Here is an 18,603-nt window from a genome sequence, read left to right on the forward strand (position 1 = left end):
TTCGGCCAGAAGAAGACTAGAGCAGCGTTTCAATCAAGAGGGTCAGACCGCCCCCAGCCAAAAGGCCAATGACCGCCGCCAGTATGATCCAGCGCCAGAAACCGTTGCGCTTTTCCGGGGCAGGATTTGATTGTGCGATGAGCGCCTGCTCGACAAGGCGCGGCAAACGCGGACCAAAGCGGGACAGGACGCGCGCGGTGTTGTACAGATCTTTGACCACCGCGCGCGGGCCTATGGATTTCTGGATGTAGTCCGTCACCACGGGCGACGCGACCTGCCAGATGTTCATGTTGGGGTTCAGGGATCGTGCGACCCCTTCAACCACAACCATGGTGCGTTGCAACAGGATAAGCTCGGTCCGAGTCTCCATCCCGAAGCGTTCTGTCACCTCAAACAAATAGGCCAGCAGCCGGCCCATCGAGATCTTGGACGCGTCCATGCCAAAGATCGGCTCACCCACCGCGCGCAGGGCACGAGCGAATTCATCGACATCCTTGTCGGCTGGCACGTAGCCCGCTTCGAAATGCACCTCGGCCACGCGTTTGTAATCCTTGCGGATGAAGCCAAAGAGTATCTGGGCATAAACACGGCGGGTATATTCGTCGATATGGCCCATGATCCCGAAATCATAGGCAATGATGTCCCCGTTTGGCGCGACCTTGAGGTTGCCCTGGTGCATGTCCGCGTGGAAATAGCCGTCGCGGAGAGCGTGCAGCAGGAACAATTTCAGGACTCGCTCGCTGAGGTCCACGCGGTTGTGACCGGCGGCATCCAGAGCGTCGTTGTCCCCCATGGGGACACCGTCCGCCCATTCCAGGGTCATCACCCGGCGGCCTGAGTACTCCCACCGGATCTTGGGCAGCGCGAACCCTTCGTCCTTTTCGGTGTTGGCGGCAAACTCACCCGCAGCCGAGGATTCAAGACGCAGGTCCAATTCGCCCTGCACAACACCATCAAAATGCTCGATCACGTCCATCGGCTTAAGACGTCGTGCACCGGGGGCAAACAACTCGACGATCTTGGCGGCGAAGTAGAAAGCGTCGATGTCTTTCTGGAATGCCTTCTCAATACCAGGGCGCAAGACCTTGACCGCGACGAACTTGTCTTCGTCCGCCAGCTTCGCCTTGTGGACCTGCGCAATAGAAGCGGCAGCAACAGGTTCGCTGAATTCAGAGAATAGCTCGTCCGTTGGCACCCCCAATTCGCGGGCGACTTCGGCCTTGGCGTCGCTGGCAGGGAACGCAGGCAGCTGATCCTGTAGGACCCGCAATTGGACAGCCAATTCGTCTCCGACCACGTCGGGTCGGGTGGACAGGATCTGACCAAACTTGATGTAGGCGGGGCCCAGCGCAGTAATTGCGCGGATTGCAGGAGGCATGGACGGATCGCCCTTATAGCCAAGCCAGCGGAAGGGTTTGGCCAACGCTTTGGCCACGATGCGCAGGGCAGGCGGCGCTTCGAAAGCGTCAAGCACGACATTCATGGCCCCGGCCCGTTCCAGGGTCGCGCCTGTTCGGATCAGGCGGATGATATTGTGCGGCCCTCTCACGCGACTGTCCCCGCGGGGACAGGGCGTTTTGAAAGTGTCCCCGCGGGGACACTTGCGCTTAACGCATTTTTAACCACAAGATGTTGAAAAATCATCAGATTTTCCACCCGGAGTGCAGGCAAGCCACGCCCATCGTCAGATTGCGGTACTTGGCATTCTCGAAACCGGCATCGCGGATCATGGACAAAAACGTCTCTTGATCCGGGAACTTGCGGATGGATTCGACTAGGTACTGGTAGCTGTCGCGATCATTCGCGATCATCTGACCCATGCGCGGGATCACGTTGAAACTGTAAAGGTCATAGAGCTTCTGCATGCCTTCATTCGGCAGCTGGCTGAATTCCAGCACCATGAGGCGTCCACCGGGTTTCAACACGCGGTAGGCCTCGGCCAAGGCATCCTGCGGGCGGGTCACGTTCCGGATGCCGAAGCTGATCGTGTAGACGTCGAACGTGTTGTCCTCGAACGGAAGAGCCATCGCATCGCCAACAACCCAATCGAGGCTGTCGGCCATCTTATCGGCTTCAGCCCGTTTGCGGCCTTCGACCAGCATGGGTTCGGTCAGGTCCAATACGGTGGCATGGCCATGGCCCGCACGTTTCAAGAACTTGAACGAGATGTCGCCGGTGCCGCCCGCCACATCGAGCAGCTTTTGCCCGGGGCGCGGGGCCAGCCAGTCCATCATTGCCTCTTTCCAGATGCGGTGAATGCCGACACTCATCACGTCATTCATGATGTCGTATTTGGAGGCGACGGAGTTGAAGACCCCTTGCACGCGCCCCGCCTTTTCCCCTTCAGGCACGGTTTCAAACCCGAAATGCGTGGTTTTGTCATCGGTCATGAGAAGAGGCGTCTTTCTGTTTTTTCAGGCCTTGTTATAGGCCGCTCGCAGGCATACACAACGTAGCCCAATTGCCGCAGGGAGCCGCACACATGCCCGAACTGCCCGAAGTTGAAACTGTTCGCCGGGGATTGGCCCCGACGATGGAAAGGGCCGTAATCGCGCGGGCGGATGTGAACCGGCCTGATCTGCGGTGGCCATTTCCTGAGAAGATGGCAGAGCGATTGACCGGGTGCCGTGTGCTAGGGCTGAGGCGGCGATCGAAGTATATTCTGGCCGATCTGGGCAGCGGTGAGACGTTGTTGATCCATCTGGGGATGTCGGGTCGGATGCTCGTGTCGGGCGATCCGCTGGGGCAGTTTGTGCACGAGCATCCAGCGCCTGAAAAGCATGACCATGTTGTTCTGCACATGGACAATGGGGCGCGCATCACCTTCAACGATCCGAGGCGGTTCGGGGCGATGGATTTGCTGGACACAGCCACAGCGGATCAGCACAAACTACTGGCCGTGCTGGGGCCGGAGCCTTTGGGCAATGCGTTTAATGAAGATCACCTGATTGCTGCCTTTGAGGGCAAGAACACACCCGTGAAATCGGCGCTGCTGGATCAGAGAATCGTCGCGGGATTGGGCAACATCTATGTTTGTGAGGCATTGTACCGGGCTGGCATCTCGCCCACGCGCAAGGCGGGGCGGATTTCCAGGCAGCGTGTTGCGGCCCTTGTGCCGATCATTCGGGACGTGCTGGCCGAAGCGATCGAGGCCGGTGGGTCGAGCCTGCGCGATTTCCGCCAAGCCGATGGAGAGCTTGGGTATTTTCAGCATCGGTTTGATGTTTATGGGCGCGAAGGGGAACCGTGCCGCACCGCGGGCTGTTCGCATGAGGTGACGCGTATTGTGCAGTCAGGACGGTCGTCTTTCTACTGTAGGTCGTGCCAATCTTGACTTGAAACAGTCCCCGCCCGTGATAAGCGTTACCAACTGAAACATAACAAACCAAAGGCAGACCCATGGCCTATGAGACGATCATCGTCGAAGTAGAAGACCACATCGCGAAGGTCACCCTGAACCGTCCCGATGCGCTGAATGCCCTGAATGATCAACTTCTGTCGGAATTGTCAGACGCACTTGGCGGCTGCCAGACCAATGACAAGGTGCGCTGCATCGTCATCACCGGGTCGGAAAAGGCGTTCGCCGCCGGGGCCGACATCGCGATGATGAAGGACAAGTCGTACACCGAGGTGTTCACCGAGGATCTGTTTGGCCCGGAAACCGATGCGATTGTGCGGGTCCGCAAACCTGTTATCGCGGCGGTCAGCGGTTATGCGCTTGGCGGTGGCTGCGAGTTGGCGATGATGTGCGATTTCATCATTGCGTCGGACACTGCTAGGTTCGGTCAGCCCGAGATCAACCTCGGCGTGATGGCCGGCATTGGCGGGACACAGCGCCTGACCCGCGCCGTGGGCAAGGCCAAGGCGATGGACATGAATCTGACCGGTCGCTTCATGGATGCGGAAGAGGCCGAACGGTCCGGGTTGGTCAGCCGTGTGGTGCCCGCCAAAAAGCTGATGGATGAGGCGATGAACGCCGCCGCGAAAATCGCAGAGAAGTCGATGATTTCCGTCATGGCGGTCAAGGAAGCGGTGAACCGGTCATTCGAGACGCCGCTGCGCGAAGGGCTGTTGTTCGAACGCCGTGTGTTCCATTCGCTCTTTGCCACTGAGGACCAGAAGGAAGGCATGACTGCATTCCTGGAAAAACGCGAAGCGCAATTCCGCGACCGGTAAGCACCGTGCAGGAGGCGGTTACAGCACCCTGCACAAGCTGTCGTTTCAAAGTGCGCGTTATTTCTGGTTGGCGCCCCTGATCAGGCGAATCGATGCACGGACTTTGCGCCAGTCTTGCGCCTCGTTCATTTTGCCGGCTTCGATTGCAATCCGTTCGCGTTGCGCGACCTCGGCTTCGGCCTTGTCACCATGGGCGCGATACAGGGCGTGCGCGTATTGAGAAGTGGCCAAGGGTTGTGTCATGTCTTCCTCCGTCAGATTCTCGCTATGGTGGACAATACCACATCGTGACGACGTTTTCTTGATTCAAAGCAAGTGCAGCCAACAGGCCGTTGACTCTGGTTGGCAAAGGGCCTATCTGCGCGGCTTCTGAAACTACCGCACCAATAGATTGGGACGAGATAACATGGCAAATTCGCCTCAGGCCAAGAAGCGGGCCCGTCAAAACGAAAAACGCTTCCAAGTGAACAAAGCGCGTCGTTCGCGCATCCGCACTTATCTGCGCAAAGTCGAAGAGGCGATTGCCTCGGGTGACAAGGACGCAGCGTCGGCAGCCCTTAAAGCTGCGCAGCCCGAACTAATGCGCGGTGTCACCAAGGGCGTGTACCACAAGAACACTGCATCGCGGAAAATGTCGCGCCTATCTGCACGGGTAAAAGCACTGGGATAATTCCCCTAGTGCACGAAGACACGAAGCGTCGCAATTTTGCGGCGCTTTTTTTGTTTTTCCTATGAAAACAAGGGGTGCAGAGATTCTTTTTTCAGAATCTCTGAGTCAAGTTTTAAGTTCTGTGGACGGCGCGCTTACGAACTTGCTACCAACCTTAGTGCGAGTCGTAAGACCGCCTTGGGGGGACAGGCCAGAGACTGATGTGCATGGTACGCACATGGTATCTGGGTAGGGGACGACACAAGTTGTCTGATCCGATTTTGAGCATGGTGTCTGCCATGCCCGACCTGTCAGAAATATTTGGTGTGCGGACGGCACGTGCGGAAAACCCGGTTAACACGGGAACGGCATGTGCCAAATCTGTAAATATCCGAATGGATCAAAGCTACGCCGTTGGCAGTGGCCAGGTTTTGATCATCCTGAGACTTGGTGCGGGCTGAGCCGGCGGGCCGAAGATCGCCGGGGCATGAAATGGCAGAAGGGACGGTTGGTAGCGTATGACACAAGAAAAATGGGGACAGCTGAGACAACGGCTGCTCAAGACGGTAGGCCAGAATAACTATAAAACATGGATCGAGCCGCTGCAGTTCCGAGGGCTGCAAGACGGTATAGCCACATTCGATGTCCCCACGAACTTCATGGGGAATTACGTGAGCCAGAACTTCTCTGACCTCATTCTCCACGAGTTGAAATCCGAGGATGACAGCATTCGCCGCCTGAGCTTTGCTGTCCCAGCCAATTCTCAGAGCCGCCCTTCAGCCGTGGATGCACCAATGACCGAACCCACTATGCCCACCGCCGGGAAATCAACCCGCGCGGCCCTGTCCGCTGCACCGCTGGACAAACGCTTTACCTTTGACAGCTTTGTTGTCGGCAAGCCCAACGAGCTGGCCCATGCCGCCGCCAAGCGTGTCGCCGAGGGTGGCCCCGTGACCTTCAACCCGTTGTTTCTGTACGGCGGCGTAGGTCTTGGTAAAACGCACCTCATGCACGCCATTGCGTGGGAGTTGCAGACCCGCCGTCCTGACCTGAACGTTCTGTACTTGTCCGCTGAACAATTCATGTACCGCTTCGTGCAAGCCCTGCGCGACCGCAAGATGATGGATTTCAAGGAAATGTTCCGCTCTGTCGACGTGCTGATGGTGGACGACGTCCAGTTCATTGCCGGTAAGGACAGCACGCAGGAAGAATTCTTTCACACGTTCAACGCCCTTGTGGACCAGAACAAGCAGATCATCATCAGTGCCGACCGTGCCCCGGGTGAAATCAAGGATCTTGAAGAGCGCGTGAAATCCCGCCTGCAATGCGGGTTGGTCGTTGACCTGCACCCAACCGACTATGAACTGCGTCTTGGCATCCTTCAGTCGAAGGTCGAGCAGCAAATGGCCACCTACCCTGACCTCAAGGTCGAAGATGGCGTGCTGGAATTCCTGGCCCATCGCATTTCAACCAACGTGCGTGTGTTGGAAGGGGCGTTGACCCGTCTGTTTGCCTTTGCCTCGCTTGTGGGCCGCAAGATCGACATGGACCTGACCCAGGATTGTCTGGCGGATGTTCTGCGCGCCTCTGAGCGCAAGATCACGGTCGAAGAAATCCAGCGCAAAGTATCCGAGCACTATAACATTCGCCTGTCCGACATGATTGGCCCCAAGCGCCTGCGCGCCTATGCCCGTCCGCGTCAGGTAGCAATGTACCTCGCGAAACACATGACCTCGCGCAGCTTGCCCGAGATTGGCCGCCGTTTCGGAGGCCGAGACCACACCACTGTCATGCATGGTGTGCGCCGCATCGAAGAACTGAAGCAGTCGGATGGTCAGATTGCCGAAGATCTGGAACTGCTGCGCCGGTCACTCGAAGCGTAAAGTTACCCAATTTGCAGTCATGGGGGCGTCCTTTGAGGACGCCCTTTTTTGTTTTAGAGATGACGGTCTTCCTCACCCCTCAACGCGTCAGAGACGAATTCTTCCGGGTCTACCGTAAAGGCCTGATAAAGCTTGAAATGTGACGTACTGCGATAGTCGATCTCAGCAAAACCATGGCGCGCCACTTCCAATACGCGCGCTTCGGGAACTGCCATCAGGATGGGTGAGTGCGTAGCTATGATCACCTGAGAAGTCGCAGAGCGCTGCACCCCGTCCAAAATACGAAGCAACTCCAGTTGGCGCCGCGGCGACAGTGCGCTTTCCGGCTCATCCATGAAATAGATGCCCTGGCGTGCCATGCGTTCTTCAAAAAAACGTACAAAGCCTTCACCGTGACTCCATGACAGAAAGTCCGGCGGGGCGCCTCCGCCTTCTCGTGCAACGTCATCCAAGTAGCGGGCGACGGAAAAGAACGACTCGGCCTTAAAGAACCAACCATCCGTGACCTTGGGCAACCAGCCCGCGCGCAGGACATCGGCCAGCAACGCGCCGCTCTTGTCGATTGCATTGGCATGATCGACGGGACGGTATCCCTTGCCGCCACCAGCTTCATCATAGCCGCTAAGCGCAGCAATCGCCTCGATCAACGTTGATTTTCCAGTGCCGTTTTCACCGACAATGATGGTCACGGGCGTGGTGAAATGCAGCTCAAATTCTTCCGCATCCAACCAGGGGATGTTAAACGGATATCCCGCTTGCCCATCCAGCTTTTCACCCAAAACGGTCAGCCGCTGCAAAAATGGCGCGGGTAGGTTGGTTTTGGGTCTTCGTCTCGCCACGTGCGCGTCCGATGTTGTGCTGCTCTGTATTATCCAGAAAATGTGGTCAGAAACCGACACAAATGTGCATCGCGGACAGATTTTGACACCACGCCCGTGGGCACGGCTTGACGACCCCGGCGTTCCAACCGACAAGCAATAAAATGCTTGTGAAGTGCTGTGGTTGGGCTAGTCTGCCCGTCCCGGTGCCAAGGTGGGGAGACAGACCATGAAGATCAGTGTCGAACGCGGTGTGCTGCTGAAAGCGGTGAGCCAGGCCCAGTCCGTGGTCGAGCGTCGCAACACCATACCGATCCTTGCCAATGTGCTGATCGAGGCCGAAGGCTCTGATGTCACGTTCCGTGCGACCGATCTGGACATCGAGGTGGTCGACAAGGCCCCCGCCCAGGTTGAACGCGCCGGGGCGACCACGGTTGCGGCGACGACGTTGCACGAGATTGTCCGCAAACTGCCTGATGGCGCGCTTGTCACCCTGACGGCCGATACGGCCGCTGGTCGTTTGACGGTTGAAGCGGGCCGTTCGAATTTTTCACTCGCGACCCTGCCGAAAGAAGACTTCCCGGTCATGGCGTCGTCGGAATACGCCTCCAACTTCTCGGTCGAAGCGCCCAAGCTGCGGCGCCTGTTCGACAAGTCGAAATTCGCGATCTCGACGGAAGAGACGCGGTACTACTTGAACGGTGTCTACATGCACATCGCGGATGGCGATGACGGCAAGGCGCTGCGTTGCGTGGCGACCGATGGCCACCGTCTGGCCCGCATTGACAGCGATCTGCCCGACGGCGCCGCCGACATGCCGGGTGTCATTGTCCCCCGCAAAACCGTGGGTGAGCTGCGCAAGTTGCTGGATGATGACGACATGAAAATCGCCGTGTCGGTGTCCGAGACCAAGGTGCGCTTTGCGACCCCGGACATCACGCTGACATCGAAGGTGATCGACGGAACGTTCCCCGACTACACGCGCGTTATTCCGGTGGGCAACACCCGCAAGCTGGAAGTGGACGCGTCTGATTTTGCCAAGGCCGTGGATCGGGTTGCAACCGTGTCGTCCGAACGGTCCCGCGCAGTGAAGCTGCAACTGGATGAGGATCGGCTGGTTCTATCCGTGAACGCGCCGGACAGCGGTGCAGCCGAGGAAGAGCTGGCCGTCGCCTATGGCGACGAACGACTCGAGATCGGGTTCAACGCAAAATACCTGCTCGAGATCGCATCACAGGTGGACCGCGAGAACGCGGTGTTCATGTTCAACTCTTCAGGCGATCCGACCCTGATGCGCGAAGGCACGGACCAGTCGGCGGTCTACGTCGTCATGCCGATGCGCGTCTAAGATTTTTCGGCGAAAAATCTTGCCTCCGGCGGTGGTATTTTCAGTCAGAAGAAGTGAGGGACAGTCGTGATGCTGTCCCTTTCTGCTTTGACCCTGTCGCATTTTCGATCGCACAAGATCGCTCGGCTGCAACTGGATGCGCGGCCCGTCGCGATCTTTGGGCCCAACGGTGCGGGCAAGACCAACATTCTTGAGGCCGTGTCCCTGTTTTCGCCAGGTCGTGGGCTGCGCCGATCCTCCGCCGAGGATATGACACGGCGGCCCGAAGCTGTTGGGTGGAAGCTGTTCGGTGTTCTGCATTCCTTGCAGCAGGTGCATGAAGTTGAAACCTGGTCCGAGGGGGGGGCGGCGCGGCAGGTGAAGATCGATGGCAAGGCTGCGCCTCAGACAGCGTTGGGCCGTATTGCGCGTGTTCTGTGGTTGATCCCGTCGATGGACCGCCTTTGGATCGAAGGGGCCGAGGGTCGGCGGCGGTTTCTGGACCGGATGACACTGTCCTTCATTCCCGATCATGCGCAGGTGTCCTTGGAATACGAAAAGGCGATGCGCGAGCGGAACCGCTTGCTCAAGGACATGGTGCGTGATCCGCATTGGTATGCCGCCCTTGAACAGCGCATGGCCGAAACCGGCACTGCAATTCATGCCAACCGATTGCAGGCTTTGGAGGCTTTGGCGACGGCTCAAGCCGATGCGCAGACTGCTTTTCCGGCGGCGGACCTGTCTTTGCAACCCGGTGAGCTGGGGATGCCCAAAACTGCAGAGGATATGCGCGGTGCACTGGCGGACGGGCGTGCCCGTGATCTGGCGGCGGGACGAACATTGATTGGACCACATCGGGCGGACCTGTATGGCATCTACGCAGCCAAGGGTGTTCCGGCCAAGGAGTGTTCGACCGGGGAACAAAAGGCGCTGCTTGTGTCCCTGATCCTCGCCAATGCGCGCGCGCTGGCGCAGGATTTCGGGGCGCCGCCGCTGTTGCTGCTGGACGAGGTGGCCGCGCATCTGGACGCGAACCGGCGGGCAGCACTCTATAACGAGATTTGTGCGCTGGGCGCGCAGGCGTGGATGACCGGGACCGAGACGGAGTTGTTCGACAGTCTTGGGGATCGCGCGCAATATGTCGAAGTGACCGAGGCGGAAGGTGTTAGCACGGTGAGCGGGCCGTGACGCTGGGCGCTTGGGACCTTGCCCTCTATGCGGGCGCGCTGGCCGTGTTGTTCCTGACGCCGGGGCCTGTCTGGGTCGGGCTGATTGCCCGTAGCTTGTCTGGCGGATTTCAGGCGGCTTGGCCCTTGGCGCTAGGCGTCGTAGTCGGTGACGTTCTGTGGTCGCTTTTGGCGATCTTTGGCGTCACGTGGATTCTGTCTATCTATGGCGGTTTCCTGGGTGTCCTGAAGTGGGTTGCGGCGGGAATTTTCCTGCTGATGGGCGCATTGGTCATACGCGCAGCCGACAAAAGCATTGGAACGGACAATCGCCTGACCCGGCCCGGCATGTGGGCAGGATTTTTGGCCGGGCTGGCGGTGATCTTGGGCAATCCCAAGGCTGTTCTGTTCTACATGGGCATGCTGCCTGGGTTCTTTGATCTGACGCGGCTGACCGCGTGGGATGTGCTGATCATCGTAGTTCTGTCGATGATCGTGCCGCTGCTTGGCAACCTCACCATGGCGCTGTTCATCGACCGTGCGCGACGGATGGTATCGTCGCCCGATGCGCTGCGCCGGATGAACCTGATTGCAGGTGCCTTGCTGATCTGCGTCGGCCTGATCATCCCCCTGACCTGACACGCAAAATCTTGTGCCACTTGCGTGACATCCCCCCCGAAAAACGGTATATTTTGCGGAATGACTTAAGGGGCCCATAAATGGCAGATAACGAGCAAACCCCCGAAGATTACGGCGCGGATTCTATCAAAGTTCTCAAAGGCTTGGAAGCAGTACGGAAGCGTCCGGGCATGTATATCGGTGACACCGATGACGGCAGCGGTCTGCACCACATGGTGTACGAGGTTGTCGACAACGGCATTGACGAGGCTTTGGCAGGTCACGCAGACGCAGTGACGGTCACGATTCACGCGGATTCTTCGGTTTCTGTCAGCGACAACGGGCGCGGGATTCCAGTGGGGATTCACGAGGAAGAGGGCGTGTCCGCGGCCGAGGTCATCATGACCCAATTGCACGCGGGCGGTAAGTTTGACTCGAACTCGTACAAGGTGTCCGGCGGTCTGCACGGTGTGGGTGTATCGGTGGTGAACGCGCTGTCGGTTTCGCTTGATCTGCGCATCTGGCGCGATGGCAAGGAACACGTGGCGCGCTTTGCCCATGGTGACACGGTCGAGCATCTGAAGGTGGTTGGCGATGCAGACGGGCGCACGGGCACCGAAGTGCGTTTCCTCGCCTCGACCGACACGTTCTCGAACCTCGACTACTCGTTCGACACGTTGGAAAAGCGCTTGCGCGAACTGGCCTTTCTGAATTCGGGCGTGCGCATCATCCTGATCGATGAACGGCCTATCGAACATTTACGGTCCGAACTGTTCTACGAGGGTGGCGTCAAGGAATTCGTCAAATACCTCGACCGTCACAAATCCTCGGTCATGCCTGAGCCGATTTTCATCACCGGCGAGCGGGACGAGATCGGCGTCGAAGTCGCCATGTGGTGGAACGACAGCTACCACGAAAATGTGCTGCCCTTTACCAACAATATCCCGCAGCGCGATGGCGGCACACATATGGCGGGCTTTCGCGGTGCGCTGACGCGGACGATTAACAACTACGCGCAATCCAGCGGTATCGCGAAGAAGGAGAAGGTGAACTTCACCGGCGACGATGCGCGTGAGGGGCTGACTTGTGTGCTGAGTGTCAAAGTACCGGACCCCAAATTCTCGTCCCAGACCAAGGACAAGCTGGTGTCGTCCGAAGTGCGCCCCGCGGTCGAAGGATTGGTGAACGAAAAGCTGGCCGAGTGGTTCGAAGAGAACCCGAACGAAGCCAAGATCATCGTTGGCAAGATCATTGAGGCCGCTCTGGCCCGTGAAGCTGCACGCAAGGCGCGGGAACTCACGCGGCGCAAGACGGCGATGGATGTGAACTACCTTGCCGGCAAGCTGAAGGACTGTTCCGAGAAGGACCCATCCAAGACCGAAGTGTTCCTGGTCGAGGGGGACAGCGCCGGTGGCTCTGCCCAGACAGGTCGGGACCGGTTGACCCAAGCCGTTCTGCCGCTGCGTGGCAAGATTCTGAACGTGGAGCGGGCGCGCTTTGACCGGATGTTGAGCTCTCAGGAGATTGGCAACCTTGTCATGGCGCTGGGCACCGGCATTGGCCGGGACGAATTCGACATCTCGAAACTGCGCTACCACAAGATCGTCATCATGACGGACGCCGACGTGGACGGCGCACACATCCGCACACTGCTGCTGACCTTCTTCTACCGGCAAATGCCGGAACTGATCGAAGGCGGCTACCTCTACATCGCGCAACCGCCGCTTTACAAAGTGAGCCGGGGCAAGTCCGAGGTTTACCTAAAAGACCAGATGGCGCTGGACGATTATCTGGTCGAGCAGGGCACGGATGGTGCAATGCTGCGGCAGGGCAATGGCGAAGAGATCGTGGGCCAGGACCTTGTCCGCGTGGTCGAAGACGCGCGCCAATTGAAGCGCGTACTGCAAGCCTTCCCCACCCATTACCCGCGCCACATTCTGGAACAGGCGGCCATTGCGGGTGCCTTTGTTCCCGGGGCCGTCGATGCCGACCTGCAAGGTGTGGCCGACAAGGTGGCCGAGCGGCTGAACCTGATTGCCCTTGAATGGGAGCGTGGCTGGCAGGGTCGGATCACGCAGGATAAGGGCGTGCGTCTGGCGCGTATCCTACGCGGCGTCGAAGAAGTGCGCACGTTGGACGGGCCGATGCTGCGGTCGGGTGAGGCGCGCAAGACCGGGTCGTTCACCCAAGGGCTGCAGGATGTCTATGGCACCCCCGCCACGCTGATCCGCAAGGACCGGGTGCAGTCGATCATGGGCCCGATGGACCTGCTGAACGCCATTCTGGAAGAGGGCGAGCGCGGCCTGTCCCTGCAACGCTACAAAGGTCTGGGCGAAATGAACCCCGATCAGCTTTGGGAAACCACTTTGGACCCCGATGCGCGCACCCTGTTGCAGGTGCGGGTCGAGGATATGACCGAAGCCGATGACCTGTTCACCAAGCTGATGGGCGACGTGGTAGAGCCACGCCGCGAGTTCATCCAGAAAAACGCTCTGAGCGTGGAAAACCTGGATTTCTAATTGCAAAGGGCATCGCCTGACCTCGGGTGGGCGTGAAGCGTCCTCCCGTGGGGGAGGTCGGGCGCTGCCCGGCGGAACCGCCGGGCGGAACATCTGAAAGGACAGCACCCATGTTCTCGAAGGACAAGCTGGAATACCGTCAACTTCCCCTACCGGATCGTCAGCATCTGGATGATGCCGAAATGCTGAAGCGCGTGGAGGAATTTCGCGACTTCCTGGCTCAGCGCCACACGGTGCGGGACTACTCTACGCGACCGGTGGCCCAACAGGTGATCGAGGCCTGTGTCGCTGCCGCAGGTACCGCCCCGTCCGGTGCCAACCACCAGCCCTGGCATTTCGTGGCCATCAGCGATCCGGCGATCAAACGCCAGATTCGCGAAGCGGCAGAGGAAGAAGAGCGCAAATTCTACTCCGGCGGTGCCAGCGATGAATGGATCAAGGCGCTGGAGCCCATTGGCACCAATGCCGACAAGCCACATCTTGAGGATGCGCCGTGGCTGATCGTAGTCTTTGCCCAGCGCTATGGCACCTTTGACGACGGCACGCGTTACAAGAACTACTACGTGCCCGAAAGCGTGGGCATTGCAACGGGGATGCTGCTGACTGCCCTGCATACGGCGGGTTTGGTGACGCTAACCCATACACCGAACCCGATGAAGTTTCTTGGCGACCTTCTGGGTAGACAGGAAAGCGAAAAGGCCACGATGATCATCGCAGTTGGCCATGCGGCAGATGATGCAACCGTGCCCGCCGTTGCCAAGATCAAGAAGCCATTAGACGAAATTCTGTCCGTCCGCTGACGGCGCCATTCTTGTTTCGTTAACCTGCCCCATTTCTGCCGCTAATTCGCGTCAGGATAGAAACCATTGATTTATCTAGAGGCTTTTCATGGCACAGGGACATGACGTATTTGCAGCACGGCTTGCTCGGCTGAACGAAACCCACGCAGAGCATCAGGCGCGACAAAGCGCTACCGCCAAGGCTGCACGCGGTTCGACGCCGGATTGGGTCCGCAACCTTGTCTATCCGGGATCCATTGTCGGCGCGCTGTTTGTTGGCATCCTTACCGTGGTGTTATCCCGCTACGTGTTCTTCCACATAAACGGTGCACCAGACCCGAACGCTGACGCTGACCTGACGATGATCATGGACGGGGGTCTGGCCCTCGCCATTGCCTTTGTCCTGCGATCAGCTTTGCACCTGACAGCCAAAGAGCATCTGGCAGCAAAAACCGCCGGTATCTGGATCGCTTTGACGTGCATGCACAACCTGGTCCATGCCTATCCGGCTGTTTGGGCCACAGCCTTTTCCCCGGAATGGGTGGAACGCACCACAGCAATGACAGAACCGCGGTCATTCTTCATACGTGGGATCACTTTCACGTTCGATGACATCGGGGGTGCTGACAAAGCGGACGGGTCCAGCAATTCCGAAGCTGCTTCGAATAGCAAACCTGAGATCAAGATCAACCGCTACTGATTCATATGTCGGCAATCTTTTGACGGGGAAAAACATATGAACTTTTTCCTTTGTTTTGGCACCCTTGCTGCACTAACCTCCCGTCCAAGGTCATAAATGGTGGCCAAGTCCAACTGGTGGGAGACAAGATATGGGCAAACGTGACGATCTGATCGCGCAATATGCAGACGATCTGAAGAACAAATGTGGCATGACGCCGGACATGGATCTGCTGACGAAAGTCACGATTGGGTGCGGCCCGTCGATCTATGACGCCGATGCGTCCACCGTTGCAGCCAGCCAACCGGCTGAGCTTGAAACGGTCAAAAACAACTTCCTGATCAAGAAGCTGGGCCTTGCAGATGGTCCCAAGCTGGATGAAGCGATTTCTTCCGTCATTGAAACATACGGTAAATCCGAGCGGAACAAATACCGCGCAGTGGTCTACTACATGCTGACCAAGCACTTCGGCAAAGAGTCCGTTTACGGTTAACGCTGCACCCACAGCGTTTATCAAAAGGACACCCGCGTTAAGCGGGTGTTTCTTTTTTGGATCGAATCTCACCTACTATGGATTTGAGATTGTGGGTCCGGTCTGCTAATTGTTGAGACATCCGACCAGAAGGTCAGACCCGATATTCAGTTTACTTGTGGTGGCTCTTGGGAGTGTCCGCCGGGGTGAGGAAGGGTTCTGACCAAACCGGGTCAGAACCCTTTTTTCTTAGAACAGCGTCAGAACGGCCCCGATCACGGTGCAGCCAAAGGTGGCATATCCGCCGTCGATCAGGGTCAGGCGAAATGGCCGCGCGCCAAAGGCATAGAATGTGGCGATCCAAGGCGTCACCAGAAACAGCCCGATGCCGAAGCCCGAGACGAGCCCCTCACCAAAGCTGTCGATCCCGCTCAGCACAAATGCGTGGCGCATCATGCCGGCCACCAGAATCGCACCAACGATACTGGTGATATACGGCAAGGGGTCCTTCTGATTGGCTGGCGCGTCACCTGCTTCGTTCAGCGCCACACCAGACGCCGCCATCCACGGCTTGGCCAACACAGTGTACCAGATCGCGCCAAACATGAATCCAGCGACGCCCGCCACCAAAACTGCCAAAAATCCCATGTGTCCCTCCACTTTCGGCTATTTGTGCCGCCAGCCTGCCAGAGGATGGGAAAATTCCAAAGCGTTTAGGTGCTCACACCGGCCATCTCGCAAACCACGGCCCATTCAGCATCGGTCACCGGCTGAACCGAAAGGCGTGAACTGCGCACCAGCGCCATCTCGGCCAGACGCGGATCGGCCTTGACCATTTCGAGGGTCACGGGCGTTTGCACGGGGCCAATGGCCTTGATGTCCACGCATTCCCAGCGCGGGTCATCAATGGTGCTGTCCGGGTGCGCCTCTGCGATCACTTCGACAATGCCAACTACGGCCTTTTCTGTTTGCGAGTGGTAGAAGAAACCGCGATCCCCCACCTTCATCTCGCGCATGAAGTTACGGGCCTGATAGTTGCGCACACCATCCCATTCTTCGCCTTCATCACCCTTGGCAACCTGCTGGTCCCAGCTCCAAGTCGAGGGTTCGGATTTGAACAGCCAGTACCTCATGCCCCGATCACCTGCTTCCACGCCTTGATCTGGACGTCCTGAAACAGGCCCGCTTTGGCATAAGGATCATTGTCGGCCCATGCTAGCGCTGCGCCTAAATCTGCCACATCCAACACGATCAGTGACCCGCACGGATTGCCGTCTGCATCCAGGAACGGCCCCGCCTGTTTCACCACACCGGTGCTGTCGAGGTAGTCGAGATGGGCCGGGCGGTTCTCCATCCGCACGTCCAGCGCGCCCTCTTTATCATGGGCCATCAGGGCAAAAAGCATGTCATTCCTCCTTCAAAGGGCGGGCCATCAGGCGGGTCATAGCGCTTGGCACATCCACCTTGCCATCCACTAAGTCCGCCACCGTGTCACAAATCGGCAAGTCGAGGGCGTGCTTCGCCGCCACTTGCCGCAATGCGCGGGCGGTCGCGGCCCCCTCGACCGTTGTGGCGGCATCAAATTCCGTTCCCGCGCCAAGGGCAAGCCCAAGACGGTAATTGCGCGACTTGTCCGACGTACACGTTAGCGTCAGATCGCCCAAACCGCTGAGACCCATCAAGGTTTCGGGCTGCGCACCCAAAGCCATCGCAACACGCTGCATCTCGGCAAAGCCACGGGTCAAAAGCGCGGCGCGCGCGCTGTCGCCCAACCCAGCGCCCATCACAGCACCGCAACCGATGGCGATAACGTTCTTGAGCGCACCGCCCAGTTCGACACCAGCCACATCCGTGGTGCGATACAGACGCAACAGCGGTGTCGACAACACATCCTGCAACGCGCGGGCGGCATCGGCGTTTGCGCAGGCCAGCGTCAGCGCAGTGGGCAAGCCGCGCGCAATATCGACGGCAAAGCTGGGACCGCTCAGGACCGCTGCATTCCGTGCACCGGAGAGGATGGCAGACGGCCCAAGGCCAGTCGCCACCTCAATCCCCTTGCAGCAGGCCACCGCGTCGTGATGCGACAAATCCCGATGATCAATCAGGTGGCGCAGGCTTTGCATTGGCACGGAAAACAACAGCGTGTCGCAGGCAAAAGCGGTCTCTAAATTGGCTGAAACAGCGATACTGTCCCGCAAATCAACGCCGGGCAACCGGCGGTCATTCCGGCGCTTTGCCTGCATGTCGTTCGCATGATCGGCGTCTCTCGCCCATAGGGTAACAGGCTGATGCGGGGCAAGGGCCACCGCCAAGGCCGTACCAAAGGCACCTGCGCCGATAACGGCCACGCTCATGCCTTGGCCCCTTTTTTGCCCGATCCCAGCATCGCGGCACTCTTGGTATCAAGCGGCATACGCGGGCGCGCCGACAGGCCCATTCCATCCGGTGCGCGCAACGGCATCTGCTCAATCCCCGCAGCGGCGATCATCGCAGCATTGTCGGTGCAGAGCGCCAGTGGCGGTGCATCAAAAGCCACATCAGCCTTGGCACAAACAGTCTCTAATGCTACTCGAATGGTCATATTTGCTGCGACACCGCCCGCAACACAGAAGGTCGGTGTGGTTGGCGCAAGATCAAGATATGCCTCCAGTGCGCGTGTGGCCTTGCCCGCCAGGCTATCTGTTACCGCCGCTTGGAAGGACGCAGCCAGATCGGCCTGATCCTGCACCGTCAGACCGCCACGCTCGACCACTATTTCATCCCGCGCCCGCAGCACCGCTGTTTTCAGCCCCGAAAAGCTTAGGTCACAGCCCGGTTTGTTGGACAGCGGCCGGGGAAAGGCAAAGCGCTTGGCATCTCCGTCCCGAGCGATCTTTTCAATCGCGGGCCCGCCCGGTTGGCCAAGGCCGAGCAGCCGCGCGACTTTGTCAAAGGCCTCACCCGGGGCGTCATCAATCGTGCCACCCAGCCGGGTGAAATCGTCCGACCCACGTGCAATCAGGAACTGGCAGTGCCCGCCGGACACCAGCAGCATCAGGTAGGGAAAGGAAACACCCGACGACAACCGCGGCGTCAGCGCGTGTCCGGCAAGGTGATTGATGCCATAGAGCGGTTTGCCCGTTGCTGCCGACAACCCTTTGGCGGTCATAACACCGGCAACAACGCCGCCGATCAGACCCGGACCGCAGGTGGCGGCGATTGCATCAATATCGCTCAGCCCGATACCAGCCTGCTCCAAAGCCTGCGACACACTCACATCCAGACGCTCGGCATGGGCACGGGCGGCAATCTCGGGCACGACACCACCGAAATCTGCGTGCAGGTCAGATTGCCCGAAGACCACAGATGACAGCACGTCCATGTTGCCCGGCATACCTCGGACAACAGCCGCCGCGGTATCATCGCAACTGCTTTCAATTCCCAGAACTGTGGCGACCTGTGTCATGACCCATCCGTTGCACCAAAGGCGCGTGCGGGGTAACAGCATAAGCCGTGGCAAACAATGCATCTCACCCAC

The 18,603-nt window shown here is 58.7% G+C and carries 21 protein-coding genes; 12 read left to right on the plus strand and 9 right to left on the minus strand.

Annotated features, from left to right (window positions below; genetic code table 11):
* Positions 1 to 16: 16 nt before the first annotated feature.
* Together ubiB and ubiE are read right to left on the minus strand one after the other, a co-directional pair.
* Positions 17 to 1,549: a 2-polyprenylphenol 6-hydroxylase gene (gene ubiB / locus IE087_RS01600; RefSeq protein WP_189367174.1), complete on the minus strand. Its 1,533-nt coding sequence runs from the start codon at positions 1,547 to 1,549 to the stop codon at positions 17 to 19.
* A gap of 94 nt (positions 1,550 to 1,643) precedes the next feature.
* A complete protein-coding gene (ubiE, locus tag IE087_RS01605) occupies positions 1,644 to 2,390 on the minus strand; it encodes a bifunctional demethylmenaquinone methyltransferase/2-methoxy-6-polyprenyl-1,4-benzoquinol methylase UbiE (protein ID WP_189367175.1) in 747 nt (248 codons plus the stop codon).
* Positions 2,391 to 2,482: 92 nt separating this feature from the next.
* Between ubiE and mutM the strand changes: the two genes are divergently transcribed.
* Together mutM and IE087_RS01615 are read left to right on the plus strand one after the other, a co-directional pair.
* Positions 2,483 to 3,334: a bifunctional DNA-formamidopyrimidine glycosylase/DNA-(apurinic or apyrimidinic site) lyase gene (gene mutM / locus IE087_RS01610; RefSeq protein ID WP_189367176.1), complete on the plus strand. Its 852-nt coding sequence runs from the start codon at positions 2,483 to 2,485 to the stop codon at positions 3,332 to 3,334.
* A gap of 65 nt (positions 3,335 to 3,399) precedes the next feature.
* Entirely contained in the window at positions 3,400 to 4,176 is a 777-nt protein-coding gene (locus IE087_RS01615) for an enoyl-CoA hydratase (protein WP_189367177.1), read from the plus strand.
* A 57-nt stretch (positions 4,177 to 4,233) separates the two neighbouring features.
* On the opposite strand, the gene IE087_RS01620 is transcribed toward IE087_RS01615, so the two are convergent.
* Positions 4,234 to 4,419: a hypothetical protein gene (locus IE087_RS01620; RefSeq protein ID WP_189367178.1), complete on the minus strand. Its 186-nt coding sequence runs from the start codon at positions 4,417 to 4,419 to the stop codon at positions 4,234 to 4,236.
* 163 nt (positions 4,420 to 4,582) lie between these two features.
* Here IE087_RS01620 and rpsT point away from each other — a divergent pair, with 163 nt between their 5' ends.
* The 3 genes from rpsT to dnaA all read left to right on the plus strand — a co-directional run bounded on the left by rpsT (position 4,583) and on the right by dnaA (position 6,708).
* Complete coding sequence (rpsT, locus tag IE087_RS01625) at positions 4,583 to 4,846, plus strand: 30S ribosomal protein S20 (protein WP_147109894.1); 264 nt, start codon at positions 4,583 to 4,585, stop codon at positions 4,844 to 4,846.
* 245 nt (positions 4,847 to 5,091) lie between these two features.
* Complete coding sequence (locus IE087_RS01630) at positions 5,092 to 5,286, plus strand: hypothetical protein (protein ID WP_189367179.1); 195 nt, start codon at positions 5,092 to 5,094, stop codon at positions 5,284 to 5,286.
* Positions 5,287 to 5,343: 57 nt separating this feature from the next.
* Positions 5,344 to 6,708: a chromosomal replication initiator protein DnaA gene (gene dnaA / locus IE087_RS01635; RefSeq protein ID WP_189367180.1), complete on the plus strand. Its 1,365-nt coding sequence runs from the start codon at positions 5,344 to 5,346 to the stop codon at positions 6,706 to 6,708.
* A 53-nt stretch (positions 6,709 to 6,761) separates the two neighbouring features.
* Here the strand turns inward: dnaA and IE087_RS01640 are convergent, their stop codons facing one another.
* Positions 6,762 to 7,547, minus strand: coding sequence for an AAA family ATPase (locus IE087_RS01640; protein WP_189367181.1), 786 nt, complete (start codon positions 7,545 to 7,547; stop codon positions 6,762 to 6,764).
* Between the two features lie 208 nt (positions 7,548 to 7,755).
* On the opposite strand from IE087_RS01640, the gene dnaN reads away from it, so the two are divergent.
* The 7 genes from dnaN (at position 7,756) to IE087_RS01675 (ending at position 15,107) form a co-directional block, all read left to right on the plus strand.
* Positions 7,756 to 8,874 carry a DNA polymerase III subunit beta gene (gene dnaN / locus IE087_RS01645; protein WP_189367182.1) on the plus strand — a complete coding sequence of 373 codons (1,119 nt, stop codon included), beginning with the start codon at positions 7,756 to 7,758 and terminating at the stop codon, positions 8,872 to 8,874.
* Between the two features lie 69 nt (positions 8,875 to 8,943).
* Entirely contained in the window at positions 8,944 to 10,041 is a 1,098-nt protein-coding gene (gene recF, locus IE087_RS01650; protein ID WP_189367183.1) for a DNA replication/repair protein RecF, read from the plus strand.
* Entirely contained in the window at positions 10,038 to 10,658 is a 621-nt protein-coding gene (locus IE087_RS01655; protein WP_189367184.1) for a LysE family translocator, read from the plus strand. The genes recF and IE087_RS01655 overlap by 4 nt, the downstream gene beginning before the upstream one ends.
* Before the next feature lie 80 nt (positions 10,659 to 10,738).
* Entirely contained in the window at positions 10,739 to 13,156 is a 2,418-nt protein-coding gene (gene gyrB / locus IE087_RS01660) for a DNA topoisomerase (ATP-hydrolyzing) subunit B (RefSeq protein WP_189367185.1), read from the plus strand.
* 110 nt (positions 13,157 to 13,266) lie between these two features.
* Positions 13,267 to 13,956, plus strand: coding sequence for a nitroreductase family protein (locus tag IE087_RS01665; protein WP_189367186.1), 690 nt, complete (start codon positions 13,267 to 13,269; stop codon positions 13,954 to 13,956).
* A gap of 88 nt (positions 13,957 to 14,044) precedes the next feature.
* Positions 14,045 to 14,635, plus strand: coding sequence for a hypothetical protein (locus IE087_RS01670; protein WP_189367187.1), 591 nt, complete (start codon positions 14,045 to 14,047; stop codon positions 14,633 to 14,635).
* A gap of 130 nt (positions 14,636 to 14,765) precedes the next feature.
* Positions 14,766 to 15,107, plus strand: a complete 342-nt coding sequence (locus tag IE087_RS01675; protein WP_189367188.1) for a DUF2853 family protein — start codon at positions 14,766 to 14,768, stop codon at positions 15,105 to 15,107.
* Between the two features lie 228 nt (positions 15,108 to 15,335).
* Here IE087_RS01675 and IE087_RS01680 read toward each other — a convergent pair whose 3' ends face one another.
* From IE087_RS01680 to tsaD, 5 genes are all read right to left on the minus strand, one after another.
* Positions 15,336 to 15,734: a DUF1761 domain-containing protein gene (locus tag IE087_RS01680; protein WP_189367189.1), complete on the minus strand. Its 399-nt coding sequence runs from the start codon at positions 15,732 to 15,734 to the stop codon at positions 15,336 to 15,338.
* Between the two features lie 65 nt (positions 15,735 to 15,799).
* On the minus strand, positions 15,800 to 16,219 hold the full coding sequence (locus IE087_RS01685; protein ID WP_189367190.1) for an EVE domain-containing protein: 420 nt from the start codon (positions 16,217 to 16,219) through the stop codon (positions 15,800 to 15,802).
* Positions 16,216 to 16,491, minus strand: a complete 276-nt coding sequence (locus IE087_RS01690) for a YciI family protein (RefSeq protein ID WP_189367191.1) — start codon at positions 16,489 to 16,491, stop codon at positions 16,216 to 16,218. Before IE087_RS01690 ends, IE087_RS01685 begins: the two co-directional genes overlap by 4 nt.
* Position 16,492: 1 nt before the next feature.
* The gene (locus tag IE087_RS01695; RefSeq protein WP_189367192.1) at positions 16,493 to 17,440 is read right to left on the minus strand and encodes an NAD(P)H-dependent glycerol-3-phosphate dehydrogenase; all 948 of its coding nucleotides are present in this window, start codon (positions 17,438 to 17,440) and stop codon (positions 16,493 to 16,495) included.
* Positions 17,437 to 18,531, minus strand: a complete 1,095-nt coding sequence (gene tsaD / locus IE087_RS01700) for a tRNA (adenosine(37)-N6)-threonylcarbamoyltransferase complex transferase subunit TsaD (protein ID WP_189367193.1) — start codon at positions 18,529 to 18,531, stop codon at positions 17,437 to 17,439. Before tsaD ends, IE087_RS01695 begins: the two co-directional genes overlap by 4 nt.
* Between the last annotated feature and the right edge of the window lie 72 nt (positions 18,532 to 18,603).

This window comes from Tateyamaria omphalii, assembly GCF_014651375.1.
GTDB lineage: Bacteria > Pseudomonadota > Alphaproteobacteria > Rhodobacterales > Rhodobacteraceae > Tateyamaria > Tateyamaria omphalii.